We start from the raw sequence: 24,547 nt of genomic DNA on the forward strand, positions 1-24,547 counted from the left end.
TTCATGCGGGCGCGGCGCGGGTATATACTGCGTCTCAGAGGGATATATCCCGGAGGCGCTTCATGCCGCTCTACATCAAGGACCCGGAGGTCGACCGGCTGGCCGAGCGCTTGGCCGCGCAGCGCCGCACCACGAAGACCGAGGTGGTCAGGCAGGCGCTGCGTCGCGAGCTGGAGCGGGTGGAGGCGACGTCCGGCCCGCCGGGGTCGCCTGACCCGCTTGAACAGATCCTCGCCCTGACGCGGGACCTGAAAGCGCGGCAGGGCCCCGATCCCCTGCCGGCGGACAAGGCCTTCATCGACTCGCTCTACGAATGACGGCCTTCGTCGATGCGTCGGCCATCGCCGCCATCCTGCTGGACGAGGGGGACGCGGTCGAGCTGTTCGCGCGCGTCCGCGCCCGCGCGCCGTGCATCACTTCGCCGCTCGCGGTCTGGGAGGCGGTGCGCGCGGTCAGCCGTGAACGGCATGTGACCGTTGAACAGGCGCAGGCGAGCGTCGAGCGCCTGCTGCAGATCGCGGGCATGGAGGTGCTCGCGGTGCCGCCGGAGGCCGCCCCCTTGGCGCTTGAGGCCCATGCCCGCTTCGGCAAGGGCCGGCATCCGGCGGCCTTGAACTTCGGCGACTGTTTCGCCTACGCCTGCGCCCGTCACGCCCGGGTTCCGATGCTCTACAAGGGCGATGACTTCGCCCTGACCGATATCGAGCCCGCATGACCCTGTCCCTCCCTCCCGTCCGCGGCAAGCTGCTGCGCGACGAGCCGCTGGCGCCCTACACCTGGTTCCGCGTCGGGGGGGCGGCCGAGGCGCTGTTCCTGCCGGCCGACGCCGAGGATCTGGCGGACTTTCTCAAGGCGCTGGACCCGGGCGTGCCGGTGACGACCCTCGGGGTCGGCTCGAACGTCATCGTCCGGGACGGCGGCGTGCCCGGGGTGGTGATCCGCCTGGCCGGCCGGGCCTGGGCCCAGGTCACGATCGAAGGCGACACCATCACCGCCGGAGCCGGCGCGCTGGACTCCATGGTGGCGAAGGCCTCGGCGAAGGCGGGGCTGGCCGGTCTGGAGTTCTACGCCGGCATCCCGGGCACCATCGGCGGGGCCCTGACAATGAACGCCGGCTGCTATGGTTCGGAGACGAAGGACGTGCTGGTCTCGGCCCGCGGCCTGACGCGCGCCGGGGAACGGGTCGAGTACGTCGTGGCCGACTTCGGCTACAGCTATCGCCATTCGCAGGCCCCGGCCGACATCCTTTGGCTCGCGGCCACCTTCCGCGGGACGCCGGACGCGCCCGACGCCGTCCAGGCCCGGATCGACGAGATCACCGCCCGGCGCGAGCAGACCCAGCCGATCCGCGAGAAGACCGGCGGCTCGACCTTCAAGAACCCGCCGGGCCACTCCTCGTGGAAGCTGGTCGACGAGGCCGGCTGGCGCGGCCGGCTGTTCGCCGTCGACGGCGGCGGGGCCATGTTCAGCGACCTGCATGCCAACTTCATGATCAACCCGGGGGAGGCCACGGCGGCGGATCTGGAGGGGCTGGGGGAGCAGGTGCGCGCCGATGTGCTGGCGCGGACCGGCATTGATTTACATTGGGAAATCCGTCGGATCGGACGTCAGCGTTAAGCGCTGCGCAACCCCTGACCCTCAAAACGCGGCGCAGGGGGGAGTTCATGCGTCTGCGACTGACCTGGATCGCCGGGGGGCTGCTGCTGGTGACCGTCTTCGGACTGGTCCGGGCGGCCGAGGCGTTCGACCACATCCTTGCGGCGGGGGCCGTCTGGCCCGCAAACGCCCTCGTGCTGGCCTTCATCCTGCGGGCGTGCCCGCAGCCGCCTGTGGCCCGCGCCGTGGTCGCCGCCGCCGCTATTGTCATGGCGGCCGCCTATCTGACCGGCGGGACGCCGGCATGGCTGGCGCTGGGCCTGTCCGCGGTGCATGCCGCCGAGATCCTGCTGGCCCGCCGGCTGCTCGGCCCGCGGCGCGATGCGCTCCGCGGCTTCCATGATCTCGGTCGCCTGTTCGCCGGCGGCGTCATCCTGGCCCCGCTGGCCTCGACCGTGCTGGTGCTGCCGCTGCTGGCCCTGTCGGGTGACGGCGACACCTCGCTGGTGCGCGCGGCGGCCGGCTGGTTCGGGGCCCACACCTTCGGCATGGCGGTGGTGGCGCCCTTCGCCCTGTTCGCCGCCTCGCGCGGGGCCTGGCCGATGTGGCGCGCCGTGATGGTGCCCTTTGTCGTCGCCCTGCTGTTCGTGCTCCTGTCGTTGAGGACGCCGGCCCCGGTCGGCCTGCTGGCCTTCCCGCTGGTCATGCTGGCGGTGGTGCACGACCGGGTGCGCGGCGCCGCGCTCGTCATCGGGCTGGTGGCCGCCGCCATGCTCACCCTGGCCTCGCTCGAGCTGGGGCTGGTGCATTATCTGGCGCGGCTGGGCGTGGATCCGACCGCGTGGATCCAGGTCTTCTTCGGCTGCCTAGTGGCCACCGCCTATCCCCTGGCCGTGGCGCTGCAGCGGCTGGACGCCCACGCCGCCGACGCCGAGGCCCGGCGCAATGCCGCCGAGGCGGACTCGCAGGCCAAGATGCGTCTGCTCGGCGAGGTCGGGGAGGAGCTGCGCTCGCCGCTCTCGGGCGTCGTCACCCTGGCCGAGATGCTGCGCAGCGGCCGGCTGGGCGACCTGAACCCGCGCCAGCGGGAGCTGCTGCGTCGCATCGCCGACGCCGGTGCCGAGATCGAGACCCTGTCCGAGGGGATGATGCGCGGGGCGCTGGACGCGCCGGGTCGGGGGGCGAGGGGCTGTGACCCCGCCGAGGCCGCCGACGACGCCGTGCGCGCCCTCGCCTTCGTCGCCCGTCACCGGCTGTTGGTGGTGGAAACCGCGCTCACGCCGGGACTTTCGGTCGGGGTGGACCGGGCCCGGCTGGCCCGGGTCATCGAGGAGGCCCTCGCCGCCGCCATCGCCGCCGCGCCGCGCGGCGGCCGGGTCCGGATCGGGGTCGAGCGGGTCGCCGACGGCGCCCGGGTGCGGATCGAGGACGACGACGCCGCCGGCGCGGCGCGGCGCCTGTCCGCGCACCAGGTGGCCCGGCTGGAGCGCGCGCCGGTCAGCGGTGACGCCTTCGACCGCAACTGGCTGCAGCAGCAGGGCGGTGATCTGATCCTCGCCATCGGTGAGCTCGGCGGCCTGCGCGTCGACCTGCAGCTCCCGGCAAGCGGCCGGCGCGTCGCCGCCTGAGCGTGCCCGCTTTTCACGAGTCCGGGGGATTGGTAACGACGCTGACCAGCCGGAGCCGACCATGACCCGCCCACTCGCCGAGCTTCATGTGGCCGTCCTGATGGGCGGCCTGTCGTCGGAGCGGGAGGTGTCGCTGAGCTCCGGCCGGGAGTGCGCCGCCGCTCTCGAGCGCCAGGGCGCGCGGGTCACCCGGGTGGATGCCGGCCGCGACCTCGGCGAGGTCCTGACGGCGCTGCAGCCCGATGTGGTGTTCAACGCCCTGCACGGCTCCTGGGGTGAGGACGGCTGCGTCCAGGGCATCCTCGAGACGCTGGGCCTGCCCTACACCCACTCGGGCGTGCTGGCCTCGGCCCTGACCATGGACAAGGACAAGACCAAGGCGATCCTGCGCGCCGCCGGGGTCGAGGTGCCGGGGGGCGGGCTGTACGACCGTCGCGAGGTGGCGCGCCGCCACGTCATCGCCCCGCCCTACATCATCAAGCCGAACGCCGAGGGCTCGTCGGTCGGCGTCTATCTGGTGCCGGAGGGCGCCAACGGGCCCCAGGCCGAGGTGGGCGCGGACGACTGGGCCTATGGCGAACAGGTGATGGTCGAGCCCTACATTCCGGGCAAGGAGCTGGCGGTGGCGGTGGTGGGCGAGGCGTCCGGGCCCCGGGCCCTGACCGTGACCGACATCACCCCGGTGAAGGGCTTCTATGACTATGAGGCCAAGTACGCCCCGGGCGGGTCTGTCCACAGACTTCCGGCCGGCCTTCCCGAAGCCGTTTTCCAGCGTGCGCTGCGCGCCGCCGAGCAGGCGCACGTCGCCCTTGGCTGCCGCGGCGTGACGCGATCCGACTTCCGTTATGACGATGTTAAGGACGTTCTCGTTCTGCTGGAGGTCAACACCCAGCCGGGCATGACTCCGACCTCGCTCGTCCCCGAGCAGGCCGATCATGTCGGACTGGGGTTTGATGACCTGGTTCGGTGGATCGTGGAGGACGCCTCATGCCCGCGGTAGTGCGCGGCGGTCGGCGACGGGGAGCAACAGGCGGACAGGCGCGGCGCGGCGGCGGGCCCCGGAAGATTCCGGCGGTCCCCGGCCAGGTGTCGGCGGTCGGCCGACTTGACCTGTCTCCGCGCGCCGTCGGCGCCGCCTTTGCGGCGGGCGCCGTTCTGGTCGTCACCGTGTTTCTCGTCACCGGCGGGGCGGCGCGCATCGCCGCCGCCACGACGTCGGCCGTGGACGGGGCGATGGTCGCCGCCGGTTTCGGGCTGAAGCGCGTCTATATCGAAGGGGCCTCGGCCGAGGCGGAGCCCGCCATCCAGCAGGCCCTGCAGCTCTCGGCGGGCGAGCCGATCACCCGCATCGATCTGGAAGCCGTGCGCCAGCAGGCGGAGTCGGTCGGCTGGGTCGAGTCGGCGCGCGTGGTGCGCCTGCTGCCTGACACCCTGATCGTCGACGTGCGCGAGCATGACCGTCTGGCCGTGTGGCAGGACGGACGTCGCGCCTGGGTCGTCGACGCCTCGGGCGAGATCATCCCTGGCGCCGATGCGCGCCGCCATCCCGACCTGCCGCTGGTGGTGGGGGTCGGCGCGGCCGAGGCGGCGCCGGAGATCCTGCCGCTGGTGCGTCAGCGGCCCCGGCTGGCCTCGCGGCTGGAGGCCCTGATCCGGGTCGACGAGCGCCGCTGGGACCTGCGTCTCAAGGACGGCTCGACCATCCTGCTGCCGGCCTCGGACGAGGAGGCCGCCCTGATCCAGCTGGACGCCATGGACCAGCGCGAGCGTCTGCTCGACCTCGGCTTCTCGCGCGTCGACCTGCGCACGCCGGACGCGGTCGCCCTGCGCGCCGGAGGGGCCGCATGAGCCGCCGTCCGGACGCCCGCGTCGCCGGCGATCCGCGCGCGCCGGTGGTGGCCGCGCTGGACCTTGGCGCGTCCAAGGTCGCCTGCTTCATCATGAAGCCCGAGGGCGTGCGTCACGCCGACCGCACCGTGCGGGTGGCCGGGGCCGGCCACGTCCAGTCGCGCGGCGTGAAGGGCGGGGCCATCATCAACATGGACGAGGCGGCCCAGGCCATCGGCCAGGCCGTGGAGCGCGCCGAGCGCGCCGCCGGGGCGCCGGTCTCGGGCGTGGTTGTCTCCACCGCCATCGGCCAGATGGCCAGCCACCGGGTGCGGGCCAAGGTGTCGCTCGGGGCCCAGCCGGTCTCCGACGGCGACCTCGCGCGGGCGATCGGCATGGCTCTGGCCGAGATCCGCCTGCCCAACCGCCGCCCGATCCATGTCCTGCCGGTCGCATGGTCGGTCGACGGAGCCCGCGGCGTGCGCGACCCCCGCAACATGCGCGGCGGCGCGCTGGGGCTGGATCTGGTGGTCGTGTCCATGGCCGAGGGGGCGTTCCAGACCCTGAGCCACGCGCTGGAGCTGGCCCATCTCGACCTGCAGGGCGTGGTCGCGGCGCCGGTGGCCGCCTCGCTGGCGGCGCTGGAGGATGACGAGACCGACCTCGGCTGCGTCTGCATCGACATGGGCGGCGGCTCGACCAGCGCGGCCGTGTGGGCTGGTGGTTCGCTGCTGCATATCGAGAGCGTCAATGTCGGCGGCGAGCACGTCACCTCGGACATCGCCCGCGGTCTGTCGACCTCGCGCGCCGGGGCCGAGCGGCTCAAGACCCTGCACGGCTCGGCCATGGCCTCGGCCAACGAGGACCGGGAGATGCTGGAGGCGCCGCCGCGCGGCGAGGAGCCGGGGGCCGGGCCTGTGGTCGTGCCCCGCGCCATGCTCAAGACGGTGATCGCGCCGCGGGTCGAGGAGACCCTGGAGCTGCTGCGCGACCGGCTGCGGCAGTCGGGCGCAGGTCTCGAGCCGGGCGCCGGCGTCGTCCTGACCGGCGGGGCGAGTCAACTGAACGGGGTGCGGGAGCTCGCGGTCCGCGTGTTCGACCGTCCCGTGCGTCTGGGCCGCCCCCAGCGGGCCCCGCACCTGGCCGATGCGGCCGCCGGCCCGGCCTTCTGCACCGCCGCCGGGGTGCTGCTGCGCGCCGCCTATGGCCCGCGCGAGGCGGTTTCGGCCCGCAAGCTGATGTCGCGCCAGCTCACCGCGCCGGCTCCGGCGGACTCACGCGGCCTGATTGCACGCTGCGCCGGCTGGCTCCGCGAGAACCTGTGACATCTTCGCCTCAGGCGAGATTTCAAACATTTCAGACACGTGTTGCGGGCGAGGCGGCCCGATGGCCGAACTGTGGCCATGCTGTAACAGCCCCGCCCGATCTTGGCCTTTCCGTGTCAAAGGTGTTGCCCGATTGCGACCGTGAAGATTACGGATCGGACAGGCTGGCTCCATTCGTGGGTCCAGCGTGTCTGTCATTTCACGGGGGCCGCGCGCATGCACGCCAAACGAAACGTTCTCTTCTGCACCACGATCCTGGCCGGCGTGGTCGCCGTCTCGGGCCCGGCTTTCGCCCAGAGCGCCCCGCCGGTCTCGCAAGACGCCACGGAAGTCGAAGAGATCGTCGTCACGGGTTCGCTGATCCGGCGGAACCCCGAGAACTCGCCGACCCCGCTGATCCAGGTTCAGCGCGAGGACCTGCTGACCACCGGTCAGGCGACCGTCATCGACTACCTGGCCACCATCCCGGCGCTGTCGAACTCGCTGGTGCCGTCCGACACCACCGGCTCGAACCTGAACGACGGCGGCGTGTCGCTCGCCAACCTGCGCAGCCTTGGCTCCGGCCGGACCCTGACCCTCGTTGACGGCCGCCGCCACGTCGGCGCCTTCCAGGGCAACCTCGCCGTCGACGTCGACACCATTCCGCGTCTGCTGATCGAGAACATCGAGATCGTCACCGGCGGCGCCTCGTCGATCTACGGCGCCGACGCCGTGTCGGGCGTGCTGAACTTCATCCTGCGCGACGACTTCGAGGGCGTCGAGATCGACGCCAACTACGGCATGATCAACCAGGACGGCCAGGCCAACCGCCGCGTCTCGGCCCTGATCGGCCGCAACTGGTTCGACGACCGTCTGAACACCTATCTGCACGCCGAGTACGACGCCAACGACGAGATCCAGACGACGGATATCGACTGGCTGGCCAACAACCCGTTCCTGCTCGGCGTCGACGCCGATCCGGCGGCCACGCCTTCCGACGGCATCGTCGACAGCCAGCTGTTCACCGGCGACCTGCGTCGTCTGGACCGTCCGCGCTGGGGCCAGACCACCCTGGCCAACGCCCAGCAGCCCAGCATGCTGAACGACCCGGACGTGGCCTTCGCCAGCTGTTCGTCGCTGACCTCGGGCAACTGCTACTCGGTTGATCCGTCCAAGACCTGGTGGTTCGACGGCACGACCGCCCGTCTGGCCAACTTCGGCCAGCGCGTCGGCGCCACCGGCGCGAACCGTCCGTTCAACTACGGCGGCGACGGCGACATCCCCGCCAACTTCGGCCAGTTCAGCCGCTCGCCGGAATCGGAGTCGCAGCGCTTCCAGGCCGGCATGACGTTCAACATCACCGATGATGTGCGTCTGACCGCCGAGGCCAAGTTCATCACCGAAGACACGTTCGACATCGGTCAGCCGACCTTCTTCGACATCTTCCTGAACGACGGCTACGCCGCCAACGTCACCAACACCCTGCGCGCCACCTCGCAGTTCGACCTGCGCCTCGACAACGCCTTCCTGCCGGCCAACCTGCGCAGCGCCATCCTCGCCAACACGGTGACCAACTTCTCGGCCCCGACCGCCACTGCGGCGGGTTCGGCTCTGGCGCCTGTCGCCCGCGCCTGGGCCCGTCACTCGATGTTCGGCCCGGATCGCTTCCAGGAGAACACCCGTGAGGTCGAGCGCTACGTCGTGGCGCTGGAAGGCGAGCGCGACAGCCTGCTGTTCGCCCGCGACGTGGCCTGGAGCCTGTCGTACGTCTATGGCGAGGCCCGCAACGAGAACTTCGAAAACGGCGTCGACGTTCTGCGCTTCGCCCTCGCGGCGGACGCGGTGGTTGACACCGCCGGTGTGGTCAACGGCCGTCCGGGCGAAATCGTCTGTCGGGCGCGCCTGATCGCGGCTACCCCCGGCGCCGAAGTCGCCGACCGCTTCCGTGGTGGCGACCTTCGGGACTCGACCCAGGGTCAGGCCGATCTCGCCCAGTGCACCCCGCTCAACGTGTTCGGCAACGGCAACCAGTCGCAAGCGGCGCTCGACTACATCGCCGCGAACATCTCGGTCAGCCACGTCAACGAGCAGGAGCAGGCGCTCGGCATCATCTCGGGCAACCTGTGGGACCTGTGGGGCGCCGGCCCGATCGGCGTCGCCGTGGGCGCGGAATACCGTCGTGAGTACGCCGAAGGCCTCGGCCGCTCGCGCTCGACCGGCGACCGCTTCCTGTTCCTGAACACCGGCGCCGACTTCCCGGGTTCGGAGTATGAGACCGAAGAAGCCTTCGCCGAACTGTCGATCCCGCTGTTCCGCGACAGCTTCCTGGGCGAATACGCCGACCTGACCGGTTCGTACCGCTACGCCGACTACACCACCGTCGGTGAGCAGGAAGTGTGGGGCGTCAACCTCACCTACCGTCCGATCCGCGACATCGCGTTCAAGACCAGCTTCAACACCTCGATCCGCGTGCCGAACCTGGCCGAGAACTTCTCGCCCTTCTCGCAGACCTTCGCCAACGGCTTCGTCGACCCCTGCGCCACCGCGCAGATCACGGCGCAGCAGAACACGGAGATCCGCACCAACCGGGTCGCCAACTGTACCGCTCTGGCGCAACAGAAGGGCCTGACCTACGACTTCGCCGGCGCCACCGCCACCAACACCGACGACTACGTCCCGGTCTACACCTCGGGCATCGCCGGCGTGAACGGCGGCAACCCCTTCCTGCAGCCGGAAGAGTCGGAATCCTTCACCTTCTCGACGGTGATCCGTCCGCGGTTCATCCCGAACTTCAGCCTGGTGCTCGACTACTACGAGATCGAGATCACCAACGTGATCGCGTCGGTGACGGCCCAGACCGCCGCCAACAACTGCGTCAACGGCACGGGCCTGAACCCGGCGGCCTGCTCGACCATCTTCCGCAACGTCGCGGCGGTGGCCAACCCGCAAACCCCGCAGGACGCGTCGGAAGCCTTCAAGGTCGGCGCCCCGCAGGGTGACCCGATCGGCGGCTTCATCCAGGGCTCGATCAACTACGCGGCGCTGACCACCCGCGGCCTCGATTTCACCGCCACCTACCGGTGGGACTTCGAGGAGATGATGGGCCGTGACTGGGGCGTGCTGAACTACTCGATCGGCGGCCTGTGGCTGATCGAGCAGGAGAACTTCCTCAACGCCGCCGACCCGAACGACGGCAACGAGCTGAGCTCCGACCTGTTCTACCCGCGCGTCCGCTTCACCTCGTCGCTGACCTGGACCCCGAACGAGGTCTGGAGCGTCAACTGGTCGATGGACTGGCAAACCGCCCAGGACATCGTGAACCCGCGCGACTTCATCAACAACGCCGACAGCCGCGATCAGGCCTACCTGAACTCCGGCAACTTCGCCCGTCACGACTTCACCTTCCGGTGGAACGTCCGGGACGACCTGTCGCTGCGCACCGGTGTGGTCAACGCCTTCGACAACGAACAGGCCGAGTGGCTGGGCACCACCCTCTACTCGAACTTCGACCCCTACGGCCGTCGCTTCTTCATCGGCCTGAACTACCGTCCGTTCTAAGTCGCGGACACGACGACAAGAGGGGGGCGGCTCTGCGGAGCCGCCCCTTTTTTGCGTTTTTGCGGCGGTGAAGCTGCAGAAAGCCGTGGCCTGGAGCCCGACTCACCCTAGGTCGTAACCTTCCCTTAACGACACGCGGGCTCTTCTTAACGGGCTCATAACCATCGCGATTCGGCGGGGGATCGCGGCGGGGTCGTCAGGGCAGGGTCGGCAAGGTCGGAAACGTAGAATGTCTCTTTCGCTGGTGCGTCCGCAAACCACGGAGCTGAAGCCCCGGATCGTCGTGTTCGGCGTCGGCGGCGCCGGCGGCAACGCCGTGAACAACATGATCGACGCCGGTCTCGAGGGCGTCGAGTTCGTCGTGGCCAACACCGACGCGCAGCACCTCAGCTTCGCCAAGACCGACCGCCGTATCCAGCTGGGCGAGACCATCACCCAGGGCCTGGGCGCGGGCGCCCACCCGGAAGTCGGCATGAACGCCGCCGAGGAATCGGCCGACGAGATCAATGCGCACCTGGAAGGCGCGCACATGGTCTTCATCACCGCCGGCATGGGCGGCGGCACCGGCACCGGCGCGGCCCCGATCATCGCCAAGTGCGCCCGTGACCGCGGCATCCTGACCGTCGGCGTCGTCACCAAGCCCTTCACCTTCGAGGGCCGTCACCGCATGCGCCTGGCCGAGGCCGGCATCGCCGAGCTGCAGCGCTACGTCGACACCCTGATCGTCATCCCCAACCAGAACCTGTTCCGCGTCGCCAACGAGCGGACTACGTTCGCCGACGCCTTCGGCATGGCCGACCAGGTGCTGCACTCGGGCGTGCGCTCGATCACTGACCTGATGATCCTGCCGGGCCTGATCAACCTCGACTTCGCCGACGTGCGCGCCGTCATGTCCGAGATGGGCAAGGCGATGATGGGCACCGGCGAGGCCTCCGGCGAGGATCGCGCCCTGCAGGCGGCCCAGAACGCCATCGCCAACCCGCTGCTGGACGAGACCTCGCTGAAGGGCGCCAAGGCCGTGCTGGTCAACATCACCGGCGGCCTCGACATGACCCTGCTCGAGGTGGACGAGGCGGCCAACGCCATCTCGGCGGAAGTGGACGGCGACGCCAACATCATCTTCGGCGCCGCCTTCGACCCGGCGCTGGAAGGCAAGATCCGCGTGTCCGTCGTCGCCACCGGCATGGATCAGGACGTGGCCGTCGCCGCCGAGCCCCCCGCCGGCCGCTTCGCCACCCGCGCCCCGGCCGCCCCTGCCCCGGCCCCCACGCCCGCGCCACGCGCCGCCGATCCGGTGACCCCGACCTTCACCGCGCGTCGTGTCGAGCCGACCCCGCCGCCGCCGCCGCTGCGCCCGGAACCGGTCATCCACGCCGCCGAGCCGGCCCCGCGCGCCCTCGAGCCGATCGTCGACCCCTGGGTCGAGGCTTATGAGGCCGGCGTCGTCGAGCCTGCGCCGGCCGCCCCGCGCGCGCCGGAACCCGCCCCGGCGACGATCGCCGAGGAACAGGGCGACCTCTATCTCGATCGCGGCGCCCCGGTGGAAGCCCCCGAGGCCGACGATCGCGGCGACCACCGCAAGAGCGGCTGGAGTCTGTTCGGCCGCGGCCGTCGCCAGGCCGCTCCGGCCCCCGAGCCGACCTATGCGCCGCCGCCGAGCCGCGCCGCCGCCGCCCCGCGCGGTCCGGCCGCCGCCCAGCCGGCCTATGACATGGCCCCTGAGGCTGAAGACGACGACCTCGAGATTCCCTCGTTCCTGCGTCGCCTGGCCAACTGACCGGCCGCTGACCTGATGGATCGCCCCGGAGTCCGCTCCGGGGCGTTTTCATTTCAGGCCTTCGCGGCTGCGAAACATTTGGAAACCCGAGTTGGGTTTACCCTTCTCAACACCCTGTTTACCTCGCCAGTGAGGCGGACCGCCGGTGAGGCGGGTCGACAGGACGAGAGACCGCGTGGCGCAGACCACCCACGATCATCATCAGCGGACCCTGGTCGCTCCGGCGATCTGCGCCGGCGTGGGCGTCCACACCGGCCGACGGGTGCGGCTGGCGGTGCGTCCGGCGGCGCCCGGGACCGGCATCGTCTTCGTGCGCACCGACATCACTGATCGCGACAACCGCATTCCGGTGAGCGGCGAGGCCGTGGTCGAGGCCCGGCTCAACACCATGATCCGCAATGCCGCGGGCGTGGAGCTGTCGACCATCGAGCACCTGATGGCCGCCCTGTGCGCGCTCGGCGTGGCCAATGCAGTGATCGAGGTGGACGGCCCGGAGCTGCCGATCCTCGACGGCTCGGCCCTTCCGTTCGTGCAGCTGCTGGACCGCGCCGGCTTCCGCCGTCAGGAGGCCCCGGTCCGCTACATCGAGATCCTCGAGCCCGTGCGGGTGGCGGAGGGCGACAAGTCCGCCGTCCTGCTGCCCTGCGACCGCTACGAGATGCGCTTCGAGATCGACTTCCCGACGCCGGTGATCGGCCGTCAGGTGGTGGACTTCGTCGTCGACGAGCGGACCTTCCGCGACGAGATCATGGCCGCGCGCACCTTCGGCTTCGCCCATGAGGTCGAGGCCCTGCGTCAGGCCGGTCTGGCCCGCGGCGGCAGCCTCGAGAACGCCGTGGTCATCGACGGCGACCGCATTCTCAACCCCGGCGGCCTGCGCATGGAGCGCGAGTTCGTGCGGCACAAGGCGCTGGACGCCATCGGCGACCTCTACGTCCTCGGCGCGCCGCTGATCGGCCGCTACGAGGGCGTCAAGGCCGGCCACGCCGTCAACAACCTGCTCGTCCGCGCCCTGCTGGCCCATCCGCAGGCCTGGCGCGAGACCGTGCGCACCCCGGACTACGCCCTGGCGGGCTGAGCGTCCCGGCGACCGGCTGTTGTGGCGGCCCGGTAAGGGGTTCATCACAACGAACACAACGAAGGACACAGAGGTCACAGCGGCGTGGCGGCGCTGCGCCGAAGGCACCTTCGTCTGCACACGGTCGAAGGGAAGGCGCTTCGCGCGCCGACACCCCGACCCCGTCGTGTTCGCTGTGACCTCGCCGTGACCGCTGTGATCCCCTCTTCAAGGGGCAAGGGGCCCCGTTGCGGACATCCCCCCTCCACCATGCTTCGCATGGTCCCCCTCCCCCTGCGGGGGAGGAATGGGGGCTGTCATTCAATGCAGATGGCGCTCATCAGCCGGCCGAAGTCGGGCTCGCCGCGCTGGAAGGCGCGGCGGTTCGAGTAGAAGCGGGCCTCGTCGGCGCAGGTGTCGTGGCCGGTCCAGGCGGCCGCGCCGACGCCGGCTATCTCCAGCCGCCACAGCACGAAGCCGGGCAGGTCGAACAGGCGCTTGTCCGCCGCGGCGCCCGGTCGGAAGAAGCGCGCGGCCGCGGCGTGCCGGTCCGTGAAGCGCGCCTCGAAGTCGGCCCCGACCTCATAGCTGTCCGGGCCGATGCAGGGGCCGACCACGGCGACCATGCGCGACGGCCGCGCGCCGAGCCCGGTCAGGGCCGTGACGGCGCTGGTGGTCACGTCCTGCAGCGCGCCCTTCCAGCCCGCGTGGACGGCGGCGACGAAGGGGCCCTCCGGGTCGCAGATCAGCACCGGCGCGCAGTCGGCGGTCAGCACGCCGCAGACCAGGCCAAGGGTCGCCGAGGCGACCGCGTCGCCCTCGGGCCGCTCGCCGCGCCACGGGCGCTCGGCGACCCGCGTGATGTCCGAATGGGTCTGGTAGCAGGTGGCCAGATCGTCCGGGCTGCGGTCGAACCAGGCCGTCACCCGCCGTCGGTTTTCGACCACCGCCGTCGGATCATCGCTGGAGCCGACGCCGACGTTGAGCCCGGCGTACAGGCCCTCCGACACCCCGCCCGCGCGGGTGAAGAAGCCGTGGCGCACCCCGGGCAGGTCCAGAAGCGGGTGGGTGAGGGGGGCGGGCGCGTCGCTCATGCGGTGAACCCCGGCAGGGCCAGGCTGCGGGGCGAGAACACGGCGCAGGCCTTGAACAGCTCGCCCATCTGGTCCGGCGCTGTCAGGCGGTGCAGCTGGCGGTCGATCACCGCGGCGGCCTCGGGCCGCGCCGCCTTCAGCCGCCCGGCGCGGAGCGCGATGCCCAGCGCCCGCAGGAAGTCGCCCTGGCCGAGGCAGCCGGTGACGTCCGCCCCGGCGCGCACGGCGGCCTCCAGCACGGTCGGGAAGTCGGCCCACTGGGTCAGGTCGGCCTCGCCGGGGCTGTCCAGCGGGTCCACCTTGCGGTGGCGGCTGAGCGCCTGGAGGGTGTCGCCGGCCTCGGGCCGGGCCCGGCCGTAGTCGATCAACAGGGCGGCGCCCCCGGCGCGGGCGATCAGGTCGCCGAGCGCGCGCCCGAAGGCGGCCTGCTGCTCCGCCACCTCCAGCACCTGGCCCTCGCCCACCTCGGCGGCCGTCTCGATCAGGCCGCCGGTGGGGGCTGACAGGCCGAAGACCAGATCGCCGGTCTCGGTCACGCCGACGCGTCGCTCGGCCCAGCCGCCGGCGGTCCTCACGAACTGGCGGGCCGGCAGGCAGTCCAGCACCTCATTGGCCACCAGCAGCACCGGGGCGTCGTCGGGCAGGGCGGTCAGGCTGTCGACCCAGCGCGGCTCCAGCGGGCTGTCGGCGAGGCGCCGGGCCTGTTCGGCGCGCAGGGGGCGGCTGGGCTCGATCAGCACCAGCTCGGCGGCGTCGAGGAAGCCCGGGGCCGCCCGCGCCGCGCGCAGCAGGTCCAGCATCAGCGTCCCGTCGCCGGGGCCGACCTCGACCAGCCGGAAGCGGTCCGGGGCGCCCAGGCCGCGCCAGACCTCGGCCATCCAGAGCCCGATCAGCTCGCCGAACATCTGGCTGACCAGCGGCGCGGTGATGAAGTCGCCCTCGGCCCCCAGCCGCGGCCGGGTGGCGTAGTAGCCGTCCTGCGGATCGTGCAGGCAGCGCGTCACATAGTCGGCCACCGACAGGGGGCCGGTCAGGGCGATCTCGCGCGCCAGCCGGGCCTTCAGGCTCACGCCGCGACCGGCGGCCGGCTGCGGGCGCGCCACACGAGCCAGGCGCCGACGAGGATCATCGGGATCGACAGCAGCATGCCCATGGTGATCACGCCCTGCAGCGCCTCGGGCATGTGCGCATCCGGCTCGCGCACCGTCTCCATCAGGGCGCGGCTGAGGCCGTAGCCGAGCAGGAACAGGCCGGTGACGTAGCCGGGCTTGGTCAGCAGCTTCAGCTTCCAGACGGCGAGGCCCAGCACGATGAACAGCAGCAGGCCCTCAAGGGCGGCCTCGTACAGCTGGCTGGGATGGCGCGGCATCAGCAGCTGGGGCGGGCAGGCGCCGCCGTACAGCTGGGCGATGCGGTCGTTGCAGAAAATCACGCCGAACGGGCCGTCGGTCGGCCGGCCCCACAGCTCGCCGTTCACGAAGTTGGCGATGCGGCCGAAGAACAGGCCGATGGGGGCCACGGGCGCCAGCACGTCGGCCAGCGACAGCAGGCGCACCTTGTGCTTGCGGGCGTACCACCAGACCGCCAGCGACACGCCGAGGAAGCCGCCGTGGAACGACATGCCGCCAGTCCACAGCTGCAGCAGCTCCAGCCGGTCGCCCAGGGTCGGTCCGGTGAAGATCTGCAGGAACAGCGAGGGCTGGTAGAACAGGGCGTAGCCGAGGCGGCCGCCGAGGATGATGCCCAGCGTCACCCACAGCACCAGATCGTCGAGCTGCGGCAGGGTGATCGGCGGGCGGGCCGGGGCCCAGACCCGCTCGGCGCGCAGCAACCGCGCCGCGTACCACCAGCCCAGCAGGATGCCGGCGACATAGGCCAGGGCGTACCAGCGCAGGGGCAGGGGTCCGATGTGGATCAGCACCGGATCGAAGTCGGGAAAGGGCACGCAGCCTCCGTCGCGCTTGAGCCTGCGCCGCCTTTAGCAACTCCTGTCGGCAACGTCGCCTGCCCAATTGCCATGCCCGATGTCACGGCGCCGCTTGAGCCGCGCGACGAACCGGAGCATCGACTTTAGGGAACTGTTCACCATGTTCAACGGACCCTGACGACCTAGCGTCGCCGCCAGTCGGAGCCCCGCCGCCCATGCAGACCCGCAGCCCCCTGTTCGAGGAATTCGCCCGGCTGACCACCGGCGCCATGGGCCTGGCCCAGGCGGCGGGGGAAGAGGCGAAGAGCGCCTTCCGCGCCCAGAGCGATCGCCTTGTGGCCGAACTGGACCTCGTCCGGCGCGACGAGCACGACGCCCTCAAGGCCGAGGTGGCGGCCCTCCGCGCCGAACTGACGGCCCTGAAGGCAGGCTCGGGCAAGAAGCCTCAGAAGGGAACGTCCACAGGCGCGGTTCCCCCGGAGGACGCAGCCGGTTGAGCCGAATCCGGCAACCCGCCTAGGCTCGCTCCAGTGGCCGCGACTCGCGCCCGGAAAGGTATCCATGGACGTTCTGAGACCCGATGAGGTCGATACTCCCTACGACCCGCTCGACGTGGTCGAGCACGTCCTGACCGCCGAGAACCTGCCGTTCGACCGCAATGACGACGGCGACCTGGCCTTCGCTCTGGCGGGGGACTGGAAGGACTACGAGCTGTGGTTCGCCTGGCGGCCCGAGGGCGACTGTCTGCAGGTGTCCTGCGCGCTCGATCTGCGGGCCCCCAAGTCGCGCCGCGGCCAGGCCCATGAGCTGGTCTCGCTGGTCAACCAGCGCAACTGGCTCGGGCACTTCGAGGTGATGAGCGAGGACGGCGAGATCGTCTATCGCCACGCCCTGGCCCTGCCGCTGGGCGAGCGCCCGACCCTCGCCCAGGCCGCCTCGATGATCGATGCGGCGGTGCATGCGGCGGACAAGTTCTATCCGGCCTTCGACTTCCTCGTGCGCGGGGCCCGGAAGGCGCAGGACGCGCTCGACGCCTGCATGTTCGAGACCGTCGGCTCGGCCTGATGGCCGGCGACGTCCTGCTGCTGGGCTGCGGCCGGCTGGGCTCGGCCATCCTCGAAGGCTGGCTGCTGACCGAAGCCCTGCCGCCCGCCCGGCTGGTGATCGCCACCCCCTCGTCCAAGCCGGCCGCAGAGGCGGCGCGGGCGCTCGGGGCGCGGGTCGTCACCAGCCCCGAGGGCATTGAGGGGCTCTCCCGCGTCGTGCTGGCGGTCAAGCCGGGGCTGTGGCGTCAGGCCCTCGCGCCCTGGCTGCCGGCCCTGGCGCCCGACGCGGTCGTGCTCAGCGTCATGGCCGGCGTCAGCGGCGCGGATATCGCCGCCGGCGTCGAGGGACGGCCGGTGGCCCGCTTGATGCCGACCACGGCGGTCGCCCAGGCGCAGGGCGTCGCCGCCCTGTGGGCCGACAGCCTTGAGGCCGCCGCCGCGGCGCAGGCCGCCTTCGGCCGTCTGGCCGATCTTGTGCCGCTGGCGGACGAGACCCTGTTCCACGCCGCCACCGCCGTGTCCGGCTGCGCCCCCGCCTTCATCCATGCGCTGGTCGAGGCCCTGGCCGAGGCCGGCGCCGCCGAGGGGCTGGACCCCGACGCGGCGGCGCGTCTGGCGCGCGGGGCCCTGCGCTCGGCCGCGGCCGGCGAGGCGACCGGCGCGCCGCTGGCGGCGCTGATCGATCGCATCGCCTCACCGGGCGGCGTCACCCGGGCCGGGCTGGAGGCGATGCGTGAGGCCGGTCTGGCGCCGCTGGCGGCGGCGACGGTCGAGGCCGCCATCCGCCGCTCGCGTGAGCTCGGCTAGACGTCAGTTGCGGCCGTCGGCCAGACGCCGGGCGAAGCGATCGATGGCCCGGTCCGCGTCGTCCCAGACGCCGAAGCCGCGCACGTCAGCGAGATTGGACGAATACCAGTCGTAGCTGACCGGCCGCGTCACCCCGTCGGCCGTCGTCACCTCACCCTCGATGCGGGCGCCGCCGATGCTCACGCTGCGGAAGGCGTCGAGGCCGGGCCGGCTGGCCACCTGCTCGAAGGTCGGGCGGTTGGGTCGGGCGTCGACCAGCACCAGCCGGGCCGAGACGACATCGCCGCCGTCGCGCGCCAGGGCCTGCTCGACCTCGCGCTGCAGCCGGCCGGTCAGGCGGTCGAGATCGCGCTGGCCGATATCCTCGGCCTTGTCCTGAAGGTCGGGGCCGAGCGCCACGGCCACGCGCGGCGCCGGGCCGTCGGGCGCCTGGAAACGGGCGTCGCTGGCGGCGGCGGCCCCCGCGGCGAGCACGCTCGCGTAGAGGAGGGAAAGGAAGGTCAGAGATCGCATGTGACGACTCCCGGGATGCAAGCCCCCTTGCCCGCCCAAGATGGCCCTGAATCCCGGATCGCGCCAGAGGGGGTGGTCAGCCCGGCAGTCGTAGCGCGGCCTTGAGGCCGCCGAGGTCGCTGTCCTCCAGCTGCGCCTCGCCGCCGTGACTGCGCGCCACATCGCGGGCGATGGCCAGCCCCAGACCCACGCCCTTGCGGTTCTGGTTGCGCGCCTCGTCCAGCCGCGAGAACGGGCGGAAGGCCTCCTCGCGCAGCGCCTCGGGAATGCCCGGCCCGTCGTCCTCGACCGCCAGCTCGACCTCGCCGGAAGGCAGGGCGCGGGCGGACAGGCGCACGGTCCGGCCGTGCGACGCGGCGTTGTCCGCGAGGTTGCCCAGCGCCCGCTTCATCGCCAGCGGGCGCACCATCAGGGTCAGGTCTTCGGGCGCCACGACCTCGACCTCGGCCCCGGCCCGGCGCGCATCCTCGGCGGCCGGGGTCAGAAGCTCGGCCACAGACCGCAGCTCCGCCGCCTCGCCGGCCTCGCCCCGGGCGAAGGCGAGGTACTCGTCGATCATGTGCTCCATCTCGTCGAGATCGCGCTGCATGGCGGCGGTGCGCTTCGTCGGCTCGGACAGGGCCAGCTCCAGCCGCAGCCGGGTCAGGGGGGTGCGCAGGTCGTGGCTGACCGAGGCCAGCAGGGCGGTGCGCTGCTCGATGTAGCGCTGGATGCGCTGGCGCATGTCGATGAAGGCCAGGGCGGCGGCGCGCACCTCGCGGGCGCCGTGCGGCTTGAAGCGGGGGCTTTCCCCCCGGCCGAAGGACTCCGCCGCATCCGCCAGCCGCTCGATGGCCCGCACCTGGTTACGGATGAACAGGATGGCGACGGACATCAGCAGCACTGTCGCGAGAAACAGCCAGAGCACGAAGATGTGGGCCTGGGTGGCGACCGCGCGCTCGCGCGGGGCGATCACCCGCAGCACCCCCTGGGGCAGCTGCACCTGCACATCGACATAGGCCGGGTAGCGGGTGGTGTCGAACCAGTAGGACTGGTCCAGCCGCGCGCGCAGGGCGGCGTCGAGGGTGCGGTCGATCACCCCGATCACGCCGCGGCGCGTGTCGCTGGGCAGGGTGTCGCCCTCGCGGAAGGCGATCGACAGCTGCATCGACCGCTCCGCCCGGGCGGCGATCAGGGCCAGGTTCTCCGGCGTCGGCTCGTCGAGATAGGACTCCGCCGCCCAGGCGATCTCGCCGGCCAGACCGTCCGACAGGCGCGCCGTCACCGTCTGCCAGTGGGCGTCGAAGAAGGCCCAGGTCACCGCCACCTGCATCAGCAGCACCGGCAGAACGATGATCAGCAGCGACCGGCCCCACAGGCTGGTCGGCAGCCGCCGCTTGAGGAAGCGCCCCCACAGGGCTGGCGGGAGGAGCCTCATCTCGTCTCCCCCGGCGCGCGGACCAGGGCGGGGGAGGCGACGCGCATCACGAGTCCGGCGCCAGCATGTAGCCGACCCCGCGCACCGTCTGCAGGTAGCGAGGGTTCTTCGGATCGACCTCCAGCTTGCGGCGCAGGCGCGTCACCTGCACGTCGACCGCCCGGCCGGTGATGTCGGCGGTGTCCGGCGACAGGGTGATGCGCTCGACCGGGGCGTGGGCGTTGAGCGCCAGGGTCTTGAGCAGCTGCGCCTCGGCCTCGGTCAGGCGCAGGGGCGCGCCGTCGCGGGTCAGCTCCAGCCGTTCCATGTCGAAACGCACCGGTCCGAGCCGGATCTCGCGCGGGGCGACCGGCTTGGTCCCGGCCCGGCGCAGGATGGCGTCGATGCGCAGCGCCAGCTCGCGCGGGTCGAACGGCTTGGACATGTAGTCGTCGGCCCCGACCTCGAGCCCGCGGATGCGGTCATCGGGCTCTCCCCGGGCGGTCAGCAGCAGCACCGGCGTGTTCGACAACTGCGCCTTGGAGCGCACCCAGCCGGTCAGGGACAGGCCGTCCTCGCCCGGCATCATGATGTCGAGCACCACCAGGTCGAACTCGATCAGCTCCAGCAGCCGGCGCGCCGCCGAGGCGTGCGCCGCCCCGGTCACGCGATAGCCCTCGCGCGCCAGATACTCCTTGAGCAGCTCGCGGATGCGGTCGTCGTCGTCGACGATCAGCAGGTGACGGCCGACCCCGGGGCCTGCGACGGGCCCGGAGCGGCCCCAGCGGGCGTCGCTCATCGGACAGACTCCGGCGTCGCGCCGTTGACCTGGCGCGCCGGGAGGGGTCTAAAGCGATCGGCTCTCGAGGAGATGTTGTTCAATGGCTCTGGTTCCTTTCGACGATCGCGACGGCTGGATCTGGGTTGATGGCGATTTCGTACCCTGGCGGGAAGCGAAAACGCACATTCTGACCCACGCCCTGCACTACGGCTCGTCGGTGTTCGAGGGCGAGCGTATGTATGCCGGCGAAATCTTCAAGCTGACGGAGCATTCCGAGCGCCTGAAGGCCTCGGCCAACCTGCTCGATTTCGATCTGCCCTATTCGGTCGAGGAGATCGACCAGGCCTGTGTCGAGACCTGCCGCCGCATGGGGCTGGACGACTGCTACATCCGCCCGGTGGCCTTCCGCGGCCCGGAAGCCCTGGCGGTGTCGGCCATCCACAACAAGACCCACGTCGCCATCGCCGTGTGGGATTGGCCCAGCTACTTCGACCCCGAGACCAAGAAGAAGGGCATCCGTCTGGAGTGGGCCAGGTGGCGCCGCCCGGACCCGGCCACGGCCCCCTCGGCCTCCAAGGCCGCCGGCCTGTACATGATCTGCACCATGTCCAAGACCGCCGCCGAGAAGCGCGGTTTCGCCGACGCCATGATGCTGGACTGGCGCGGCTATGTGGCCGAGGCCACCGGCGCGAACGTCTTCTTCGTGCAGGACGGGGTGATCCACACCCCGCCGACCGACGCCATTCTCGACGGCATCACCCGCCGCACGGTGATCGCCCTCGCGGAGTCCAAGGGCATCGAGGTGGTCGTGCGCCACATCCGTCCGGAGGAGCTGTCGACCTTCTCCGAGTGCTTCCTCACCGGCACGGCCGCGGAAGTCACCCCGGTGGCCCAGGTGGGCGAGTACAATTTCACCCCGGGCGATCTGAGCCTCGGGCTGATGGAGGACTACGGCCGGCTGGTGCGCCGTCAGCTCTGACGGCGGCTACCAGCGCAGGGCGAAGCGGCCGGCCACGGCCCCGACAAGGCCGGCTGCCAAGACGCCGGCCGTGTACCAGACCGCCACGAAGCTGGCGGTCAGTTCCGGGCAATGCAGGCTGTAGAAGCCCGCGGCGGCCGCGCCGCTCATCAGGCCAAGCGCCGCGCCCATCAGCGCCGGGCGCATCGGCGCGAAGCGACGGGCTCCGAGCAAGACCACAGGTGCGGCCGCCAGCGACATGGCGAAGATCAGCGGCGGGCAGATCGACCAGCTCTGACCCATCAGGGCCTTCATCCGCGCCGGTCCTTCGAGTCCGGCCTGTTCGGCGAGCGCCGCGACGACGGCGGCGGCCAGCACCGTGCCCAGCGCCGCCAGCGGCGCACCCCAGGCGGCCCCCGGCCGGCCGAGCCGGTCGGCCAGCCACAGGGCCGAGGTGGCCAGCGCCGCCGTATAGCCGGCCCGTAGCCAGAAGCCCGGCTGGCCGATGAGCGGTTCCAGATTCGGGCGCAGCGCCGGCACGACGGCGATGACCGCCAGGAGCACGGCGGCCGCGGCGAGCAGCGGCCAGACCGGCGGGCGGACAGGCCGGACCGGAGCCACATCGCGCGCCAGCGCCTCAATCAGGTCTTCAGTCCGCATCGCGCTGCACCTCTTCCGACACCACCTTCAGGCCACGGTGAACGCTGACCTTGGCCGCGCCTTCGGTGACGCCGCGCCGTTCGGCCGCCTCGGCCATGGAGTAGCCGGCCAGCCGCGTGTCCTCGATCAACTGGCGCTGCCGTAACGGCAGGCGCGCCAGCAGCCGCCGCAGGTCGCGGCGCATCACGCCGTCCTCGGTGGTGCTCGGCCCGGCCACGTCCCCGGCGTCTTCCAGCGGGGCTGTGGGTCGCCGGCCTTCGCGGCGCAGGTGGTCGATCATCTTGTAGCGGGCCACGGCATAGCACCACGGCCCGAACGGCTGTCGGGGGTCGAACGTCGCGCGCTTGGCGTGAATGGCCAGTAGCGTTTCCTGCACCAGATCCTCGATGTCGGCGTGGCCGGCCATGCGCCGGCGGAAGTAGTCCTCAAGCGGTCGCCGGACAGCCGTCAGCAGGGTCCGCCACGCATGGGCGTCCCCTCCCAGGCCCTGCACCATCAGGCGCTTGAGTTCGGCTTCGTCTTCGACCACGTGGCCAACCAATACGGCGGGTTCCGGGAAGAGGTTACATCGCGCCGGCCATTTTCCGGACTCGCGGCTTTCCGGCGTTTTTCCGGTAACCGGCTGCGGCAGCCCTGCGAACTGTCCTGTGCCCGACCGCTCCGGTCCGGTCTGCACGGAGACATCCCATGAACCGCCTGTTCCTCGCCGCCGGCGCCCTCGCCGCCGCCGGTGTCGCCGCCGGCGCCGCCACCGCCCAGTCGGGCCAGCAGCGCGCCGCCCCCCAGCCCGCCCAGGAAATGGAGCGCTGCTTCGGCGTCTCGCGCGCCGGTCAGAACGACTGCGCCGCGGGCCCCGGCACCTCCTGCTCGGGCACCTCGACCCGCGACTGGCAGGGCAACGCCTGGAAGCTGGTCCCCAAGGGCACCTGCACCACCATCCAGACCCCGCGCGGCCCCGGCTCGCTGACGCCGATCGCCAACCGCTGACGCCGGAAGCGCGACCATGCCCTGCTCGCCGACCGCCACGATCGAGCCCACCGCAGGTCTGGGCCTCAAGCCCGTCCACTACGCGGCGGCGCACGCCTGTCCGGCGGCCGGCGAGCAGGCGGGCTTGTGGTTCGAGGTTCATCCCGAGAACTACATGGTCGACGGCGGGCCGCGGCTGGCCTGGCTGGCCGCGATCCGCGAGCGCTTCCCCCTGTCGCTGCACGGGGTCGGGCTGTCGCTGGCCGGGGACGAGCGGCCGGACCCGCTGCACCTGCGGCGCTTCCGCGCCCTGATCGATCGCTTCGAGCCGTTCGTGGTGTCCGAGCATCTGGCGTGGTCGCGCCGCGGCGGGGTCTATCATCCCGACCTGCTGCCCGTGCCGCGCACCGACGAGACGCTGGATCTGCTGGTCCGCAACATCGACATCGCCCAGCAGGCGCTGGGCCGGCGGCTGCTGATCGAGAACCCGACCCACTATCTGCGCACGCTTCCGCACGCCTGGGACGAGGTGGAGTTCCTCGCCGAGCTGGCGCGCCTCACCGGCTGCGGCCTGCTGGTGGACGTCAACAATGTGCATGCGGGGGCGGTGAACACCGGCTTCGACCCGGTCGCCTGGCTGGACCGGATCCCCGGCGAGCTGGTCGGCGAGATCCATCTCGCCGGGACGCGTCCCGACCCGGAGCTGGGCGAGACCCTGCTGATCGACAGCCATGACACCCCCGTGGCCGAACCGGTCTGGGATCTCTACGCTCGCCTGATCGCCCGCATCGGGCCGCGGCCGACCCTGATCGAGCGCGACGGGGACGTGCCCGCCTTTGAGGCGTTGCTGGCCGAACAGGCGCGCGCCGCCCGCGTGCTGGCCGGCGAAGGTCGGCTGGCCGCATGACCGCCTTTCACGACGACTTCAGCCGGGCCCTCGCCGGCGACCCCACGGGCATGACGGCGCGGCTCGGCCACGATCCGCACGCCCTGACCGCGCTGCGCGTCTATCGCAACGCCAGCCTGAAAGGCCGGGTCGACGCTCTGGCCGCCAACTATCCGACGGTGGTCCAGCTGGTCGGCGACGACTGGTTCCACGCCGCGGCGCTGGCCTTTCTGGAGGACCAGCCCGGCGATGATCCGGTGCTGGCCGCCTTCGGGGCGGGCTTCCCGGCCTGGCTCGCGGCCTTCCCCCCGGCGCTGGAGCTGCCCTACCTGGCGCCCTTGGCGCGGCTGGACCGGGCCTGGACCGAGGCCCACTTGGCTGCCGACAGCCGGCCGATGACGGAAGCGGACGCCCGCGCCGCCGGCCCTGCCCTGGGCGGACAGGTCCTGGCCCTGCGGCCGGACGTGCGGGTGTTCCAGTTCGACTGGAGCGTTCCGTCGCTGTGGCTGGCCCACCGCCAGCCGGACCGCGGACCACTGGTCTGGGAGGCGCGGCCCGAAGCCCTGCTCATCCATCGCCCGGACGCCGAGGTGGTCTGGCGGCGGCTTGATCCCGCCGAGGTGGTCTTTCTGCGCGCCGGCGCCGCCGGGCGTCCGGCCGCCGCCGCGGCCCTGCAGGCCGGGCTCGATCCCGCCGACCCCGACGGCCCCATCCCCCGGCTGCTGGCCGAAAGGGTCTTTCTTCATCCCCACGCGGAGCCCTGACC

The 24,547-nt window shown here is 71.7% G+C and carries 25 protein-coding genes; 17 read left to right on the forward strand and 8 right to left on the reverse strand.

Annotated features, from left to right (window positions below; genetic code table 11):
- The first annotated feature begins 62 nt into the window (after positions 1-62).
- From VGN74_RS11695 to lpxC, 10 genes are all read left to right on the forward strand, one after another.
- Positions 63-317, forward strand: a complete 255-nt coding sequence (locus tag VGN74_RS11695; RefSeq protein ID WP_327448373.1) for a type II toxin-antitoxin system VapB family antitoxin — start codon at positions 63-65, stop codon at positions 315-317.
- Positions 314-715, forward strand: a complete 402-nt coding sequence (locus VGN74_RS11700) for a type II toxin-antitoxin system VapC family toxin (RefSeq protein ID WP_327448375.1) — start codon at positions 314-316, stop codon at positions 713-715. The genes VGN74_RS11695 and VGN74_RS11700 overlap by 4 nt, the downstream gene beginning before the upstream one ends.
- Positions 712-1,617 (forward strand): UDP-N-acetylmuramate dehydrogenase, encoded by a 906-nt coding sequence (gene murB, locus VGN74_RS11705; protein WP_327448377.1) that lies wholly within the window; start codon positions 712-714, stop codon positions 1,615-1,617. Before VGN74_RS11700 ends, murB begins: the two co-directional genes overlap by 4 nt.
- A 47-nt stretch (positions 1,618-1,664) precedes the next feature.
- Entirely contained in the window at positions 1,665-3,224 is a 1,560-nt protein-coding gene (locus VGN74_RS11710; protein ID WP_327448379.1) for an MASE1 domain-containing protein, read from the forward strand.
- Between the two features lie 61 nt (positions 3,225-3,285).
- Positions 3,286-4,224, forward strand: a complete 939-nt coding sequence (locus VGN74_RS11715; protein WP_327448381.1) for a D-alanine--D-alanine ligase — start codon at positions 3,286-3,288, stop codon at positions 4,222-4,224.
- On the forward strand, positions 4,212-5,072 hold the full coding sequence (locus VGN74_RS11720) for a cell division protein FtsQ/DivIB (protein ID WP_327448383.1): 861 nt from the start codon (positions 4,212-4,214) through the stop codon (positions 5,070-5,072). The genes VGN74_RS11715 and VGN74_RS11720 overlap by 13 nt, the downstream gene beginning before the upstream one ends.
- Positions 5,069-6,376: a cell division protein FtsA gene (gene ftsA / locus VGN74_RS11725; protein ID WP_327448385.1), complete on the forward strand. Its 1,308-nt coding sequence runs from the start codon at positions 5,069-5,071 to the stop codon at positions 6,374-6,376. Before VGN74_RS11720 ends, ftsA begins: the two co-directional genes overlap by 4 nt.
- Positions 6,377-6,592: 216 nt before the next feature.
- Positions 6,593-9,913: a TonB-dependent receptor gene (locus VGN74_RS11730; protein ID WP_327448387.1), complete on the forward strand. Its 3,321-nt coding sequence runs from the start codon at positions 6,593-6,595 to the stop codon at positions 9,911-9,913.
- Positions 9,914-10,142: 229 nt separating this feature from the next.
- Positions 10,143-11,690, forward strand: a complete 1,548-nt coding sequence (ftsZ, locus tag VGN74_RS11735; RefSeq protein WP_327448389.1) for a cell division protein FtsZ — start codon at positions 10,143-10,145, stop codon at positions 11,688-11,690.
- Between the two features lie 175 nt (positions 11,691-11,865).
- Complete coding sequence (lpxC, locus tag VGN74_RS11740; RefSeq protein WP_327448391.1) at positions 11,866-12,768, forward strand: UDP-3-O-acyl-N-acetylglucosamine deacetylase; 903 nt, start codon at positions 11,866-11,868, stop codon at positions 12,766-12,768.
- 296 nt (positions 12,769-13,064) lie between these two features.
- Here lpxC and pgeF read toward each other — a convergent pair whose 3' ends face one another.
- From pgeF to lgt, 3 genes are read right to left on the reverse strand one after another with little or no spacing between them, the layout of a single operon-like run.
- The gene (gene pgeF / locus VGN74_RS11745) at positions 13,065-13,841 is read right to left on the reverse strand and encodes a peptidoglycan editing factor PgeF (RefSeq protein ID WP_327448393.1); all 777 of its coding nucleotides are present in this window, start codon (positions 13,839-13,841) and stop codon (positions 13,065-13,067) included.
- Positions 13,838-14,911 carry a class I SAM-dependent methyltransferase gene (locus VGN74_RS11750; RefSeq protein ID WP_327448395.1) on the reverse strand — a complete coding sequence of 358 codons (1,074 nt, stop codon included), beginning with the start codon at positions 14,909-14,911 and terminating at the stop codon, positions 13,838-13,840. The genes pgeF and VGN74_RS11750 overlap by 4 nt, the downstream gene beginning before the upstream one ends.
- A complete protein-coding gene (gene lgt, locus VGN74_RS11755; protein WP_327448397.1) occupies positions 14,908-15,786 on the reverse strand; it encodes a prolipoprotein diacylglyceryl transferase in 879 nt (292 codons plus the stop codon). The genes VGN74_RS11750 and lgt overlap by 4 nt, the downstream gene beginning before the upstream one ends.
- 197 nt (positions 15,787-15,983) lie before the next feature.
- On the opposite strand from lgt, the gene VGN74_RS11760 reads away from it, so the two are divergent.
- From VGN74_RS11760 to VGN74_RS11770, 3 genes are all read left to right on the forward strand, one after another.
- Positions 15,984-16,265, forward strand: coding sequence for an accessory factor UbiK family protein (locus VGN74_RS11760; protein WP_327448399.1), 282 nt, complete (start codon positions 15,984-15,986; stop codon positions 16,263-16,265).
- Positions 16,266-16,329: 64 nt separating this feature from the next.
- Positions 16,330-16,833 carry a YbjN domain-containing protein gene (locus VGN74_RS11765; RefSeq protein WP_327448401.1) on the forward strand — a complete coding sequence of 168 codons (504 nt, stop codon included), beginning with the start codon at positions 16,330-16,332 and terminating at the stop codon, positions 16,831-16,833.
- A complete protein-coding gene (locus VGN74_RS11770) occupies positions 16,833-17,621 on the forward strand; it encodes a pyrroline-5-carboxylate reductase family protein (protein ID WP_327448403.1) in 789 nt (262 codons plus the stop codon). Before VGN74_RS11765 ends, VGN74_RS11770 begins: the two co-directional genes overlap by 1 nt.
- Before the next feature lie 3 nt (positions 17,622-17,624).
- Here VGN74_RS11770 and VGN74_RS11775 read toward each other — a convergent pair whose 3' ends face one another.
- From VGN74_RS11775 to VGN74_RS11785, 3 genes are all read right to left on the reverse strand, one after another.
- Positions 17,625-18,134 (reverse strand): hypothetical protein, encoded by a 510-nt coding sequence (locus VGN74_RS11775; protein WP_327448405.1) that lies wholly within the window; start codon positions 18,132-18,134, stop codon positions 17,625-17,627.
- A 76-nt stretch (positions 18,135-18,210) separates the two neighbouring features.
- Positions 18,211-19,551, reverse strand: coding sequence for an ATP-binding protein (locus VGN74_RS11780; protein ID WP_327448407.1), 1,341 nt, complete (start codon positions 19,549-19,551; stop codon positions 18,211-18,213).
- A gap of 46 nt (positions 19,552-19,597) precedes the next feature.
- A complete protein-coding gene (locus VGN74_RS11785) occupies positions 19,598-20,329 on the reverse strand; it encodes a response regulator (protein ID WP_327448409.1) in 732 nt (243 codons plus the stop codon).
- Between the two features lie 82 nt (positions 20,330-20,411).
- Between VGN74_RS11785 and VGN74_RS11790 the strand changes: the two genes are divergently transcribed.
- Complete coding sequence (locus VGN74_RS11790; protein WP_327448411.1) at positions 20,412-21,290, forward strand: branched-chain amino acid aminotransferase; 879 nt, start codon at positions 20,412-20,414, stop codon at positions 21,288-21,290.
- A 6-nt stretch (positions 21,291-21,296) separates the two neighbouring features.
- Here the strand turns inward: VGN74_RS11790 and VGN74_RS11795 are convergent, their stop codons facing one another.
- Together VGN74_RS11795 and VGN74_RS11800 are read right to left on the reverse strand one after the other, a co-directional pair.
- The gene (locus VGN74_RS11795; protein WP_327448413.1) at positions 21,297-21,929 is read right to left on the reverse strand and encodes a DUF1109 domain-containing protein; all 633 of its coding nucleotides are present in this window, start codon (positions 21,927-21,929) and stop codon (positions 21,297-21,299) included.
- On the reverse strand, positions 21,919-22,458 hold the full coding sequence (locus VGN74_RS11800) for a sigma-70 family RNA polymerase sigma factor (protein ID WP_327448415.1): 540 nt from the start codon (positions 22,456-22,458) through the stop codon (positions 21,919-21,921). Before VGN74_RS11800 ends, VGN74_RS11795 begins: the two co-directional genes overlap by 11 nt.
- Positions 22,459-22,616: 158 nt before the next feature.
- Between VGN74_RS11800 and VGN74_RS11805 the strand changes: the two genes are divergently transcribed.
- Genes VGN74_RS11805 through VGN74_RS11815 form a run of 3 tightly spaced genes read left to right on the forward strand, consistent with a single transcriptional unit; the run spans position 22,617 to position 24,545 of the window.
- Complete coding sequence (locus VGN74_RS11805; RefSeq protein ID WP_327448417.1) at positions 22,617-22,916, forward strand: DUF2282 domain-containing protein; 300 nt, start codon at positions 22,617-22,619, stop codon at positions 22,914-22,916.
- Between the two features lie 40 nt (positions 22,917-22,956).
- On the forward strand, positions 22,957-23,802 hold the full coding sequence (locus VGN74_RS11810) for a DUF692 domain-containing protein (protein ID WP_327449488.1): 846 nt from the start codon (positions 22,957-22,959) through the stop codon (positions 23,800-23,802).
- Positions 23,799-24,545, forward strand: coding sequence for a DNA-binding domain-containing protein (locus VGN74_RS11815; RefSeq protein ID WP_327448419.1), 747 nt, complete (start codon positions 23,799-23,801; stop codon positions 24,543-24,545). Before VGN74_RS11810 ends, VGN74_RS11815 begins: the two co-directional genes overlap by 4 nt.
- The last annotated feature ends 2 nt before the right edge of the window (positions 24,546-24,547 follow it).

It is taken from the genome of Brevundimonas sp., assembly GCF_035998205.1.
GTDB lineage: Bacteria > Pseudomonadota > Alphaproteobacteria > Caulobacterales > Caulobacteraceae > Brevundimonas.

What these genes read in the sequence shown, in the direction of transcription:
- VGN74_RS11695 (WP_327448373.1), top strand. Translation starts at nt 63, where the DNA reads ATGCCGCTCTACATCAAGGACCCGGAGGTCGACCGGCTGGCCGAGCGC.
- VGN74_RS11700 (WP_327448375.1), top strand. Translation starts at nt 314, where the DNA reads ATGACGGCCTTCGTCGATGCGTCGGCCATCGCCGCCATCCTGCTGGAC.
- murB (WP_327448377.1), top strand. Translation starts at nt 712, where the DNA reads ATGACCCTGTCCCTCCCTCCCGTCCGCGGCAAGCTGCTGCGCGACGAG.
- VGN74_RS11710 (WP_327448379.1), top strand. Translation starts at nt 1,665, where the DNA reads ATGCGTCTGCGACTGACCTGGATCGCCGGGGGGCTGCTGCTGGTGACC.
- VGN74_RS11715 (WP_327448381.1), top strand. Translation starts at nt 3,286, where the DNA reads ATGACCCGCCCACTCGCCGAGCTTCATGTGGCCGTCCTGATGGGCGGC.
- VGN74_RS11720 (WP_327448383.1), top strand. Translation starts at nt 4,212, where the DNA reads ATGCCCGCGGTAGTGCGCGGCGGTCGGCGACGGGGAGCAACAGGCGGA.
- ftsA (WP_327448385.1), top strand. Translation starts at nt 5,069, where the DNA reads ATGAGCCGCCGTCCGGACGCCCGCGTCGCCGGCGATCCGCGCGCGCCG.
- VGN74_RS11730 (WP_327448387.1), top strand. Translation starts at nt 6,593, where the DNA reads ATGCACGCCAAACGAAACGTTCTCTTCTGCACCACGATCCTGGCCGGC.
- ftsZ (WP_327448389.1), top strand. Translation starts at nt 10,143, where the DNA reads ATGTCTCTTTCGCTGGTGCGTCCGCAAACCACGGAGCTGAAGCCCCGG.
- pgeF (WP_327448393.1), bottom strand. Translation starts at nt 13,841, where the DNA reads ATGAGCGACGCGCCCGCCCCCCTCACCCACCCGCTTCTGGACCTGCCC.
- VGN74_RS11760 (WP_327448399.1), top strand. Translation starts at nt 15,984, where the DNA reads ATGCAGACCCGCAGCCCCCTGTTCGAGGAATTCGCCCGGCTGACCACC.
- VGN74_RS11765 (WP_327448401.1), top strand. Translation starts at nt 16,330, where the DNA reads ATGGACGTTCTGAGACCCGATGAGGTCGATACTCCCTACGACCCGCTC.
- VGN74_RS11770 (WP_327448403.1), top strand. Translation starts at nt 16,833, where the DNA reads ATGGCCGGCGACGTCCTGCTGCTGGGCTGCGGCCGGCTGGGCTCGGCC.
- VGN74_RS11775 (WP_327448405.1), bottom strand. Translation starts at nt 18,134, where the DNA reads ATGCGATCTCTGACCTTCCTTTCCCTCCTCTACGCGAGCGTGCTCGCC.
- VGN74_RS11780 (WP_327448407.1), bottom strand. Translation starts at nt 19,551, where the DNA reads ATGAGGCTCCTCCCGCCAGCCCTGTGGGGGCGCTTCCTCAAGCGGCGG.
- VGN74_RS11785 (WP_327448409.1), bottom strand. Translation starts at nt 20,329, where the DNA reads ATGAGCGACGCCCGCTGGGGCCGCTCCGGGCCCGTCGCAGGCCCCGGG.
- VGN74_RS11790 (WP_327448411.1), top strand. Translation starts at nt 20,412, where the DNA reads ATGGCTCTGGTTCCTTTCGACGATCGCGACGGCTGGATCTGGGTTGAT.
- VGN74_RS11795 (WP_327448413.1), bottom strand. Translation starts at nt 21,929, where the DNA reads ATGCGGACTGAAGACCTGATTGAGGCGCTGGCGCGCGATGTGGCTCCG.
- VGN74_RS11805 (WP_327448417.1), top strand. Translation starts at nt 22,617, where the DNA reads ATGAACCGCCTGTTCCTCGCCGCCGGCGCCCTCGCCGCCGCCGGTGTC.
- VGN74_RS11815 (WP_327448419.1), top strand. Translation starts at nt 23,799, where the DNA reads ATGACCGCCTTTCACGACGACTTCAGCCGGGCCCTCGCCGGCGACCCC.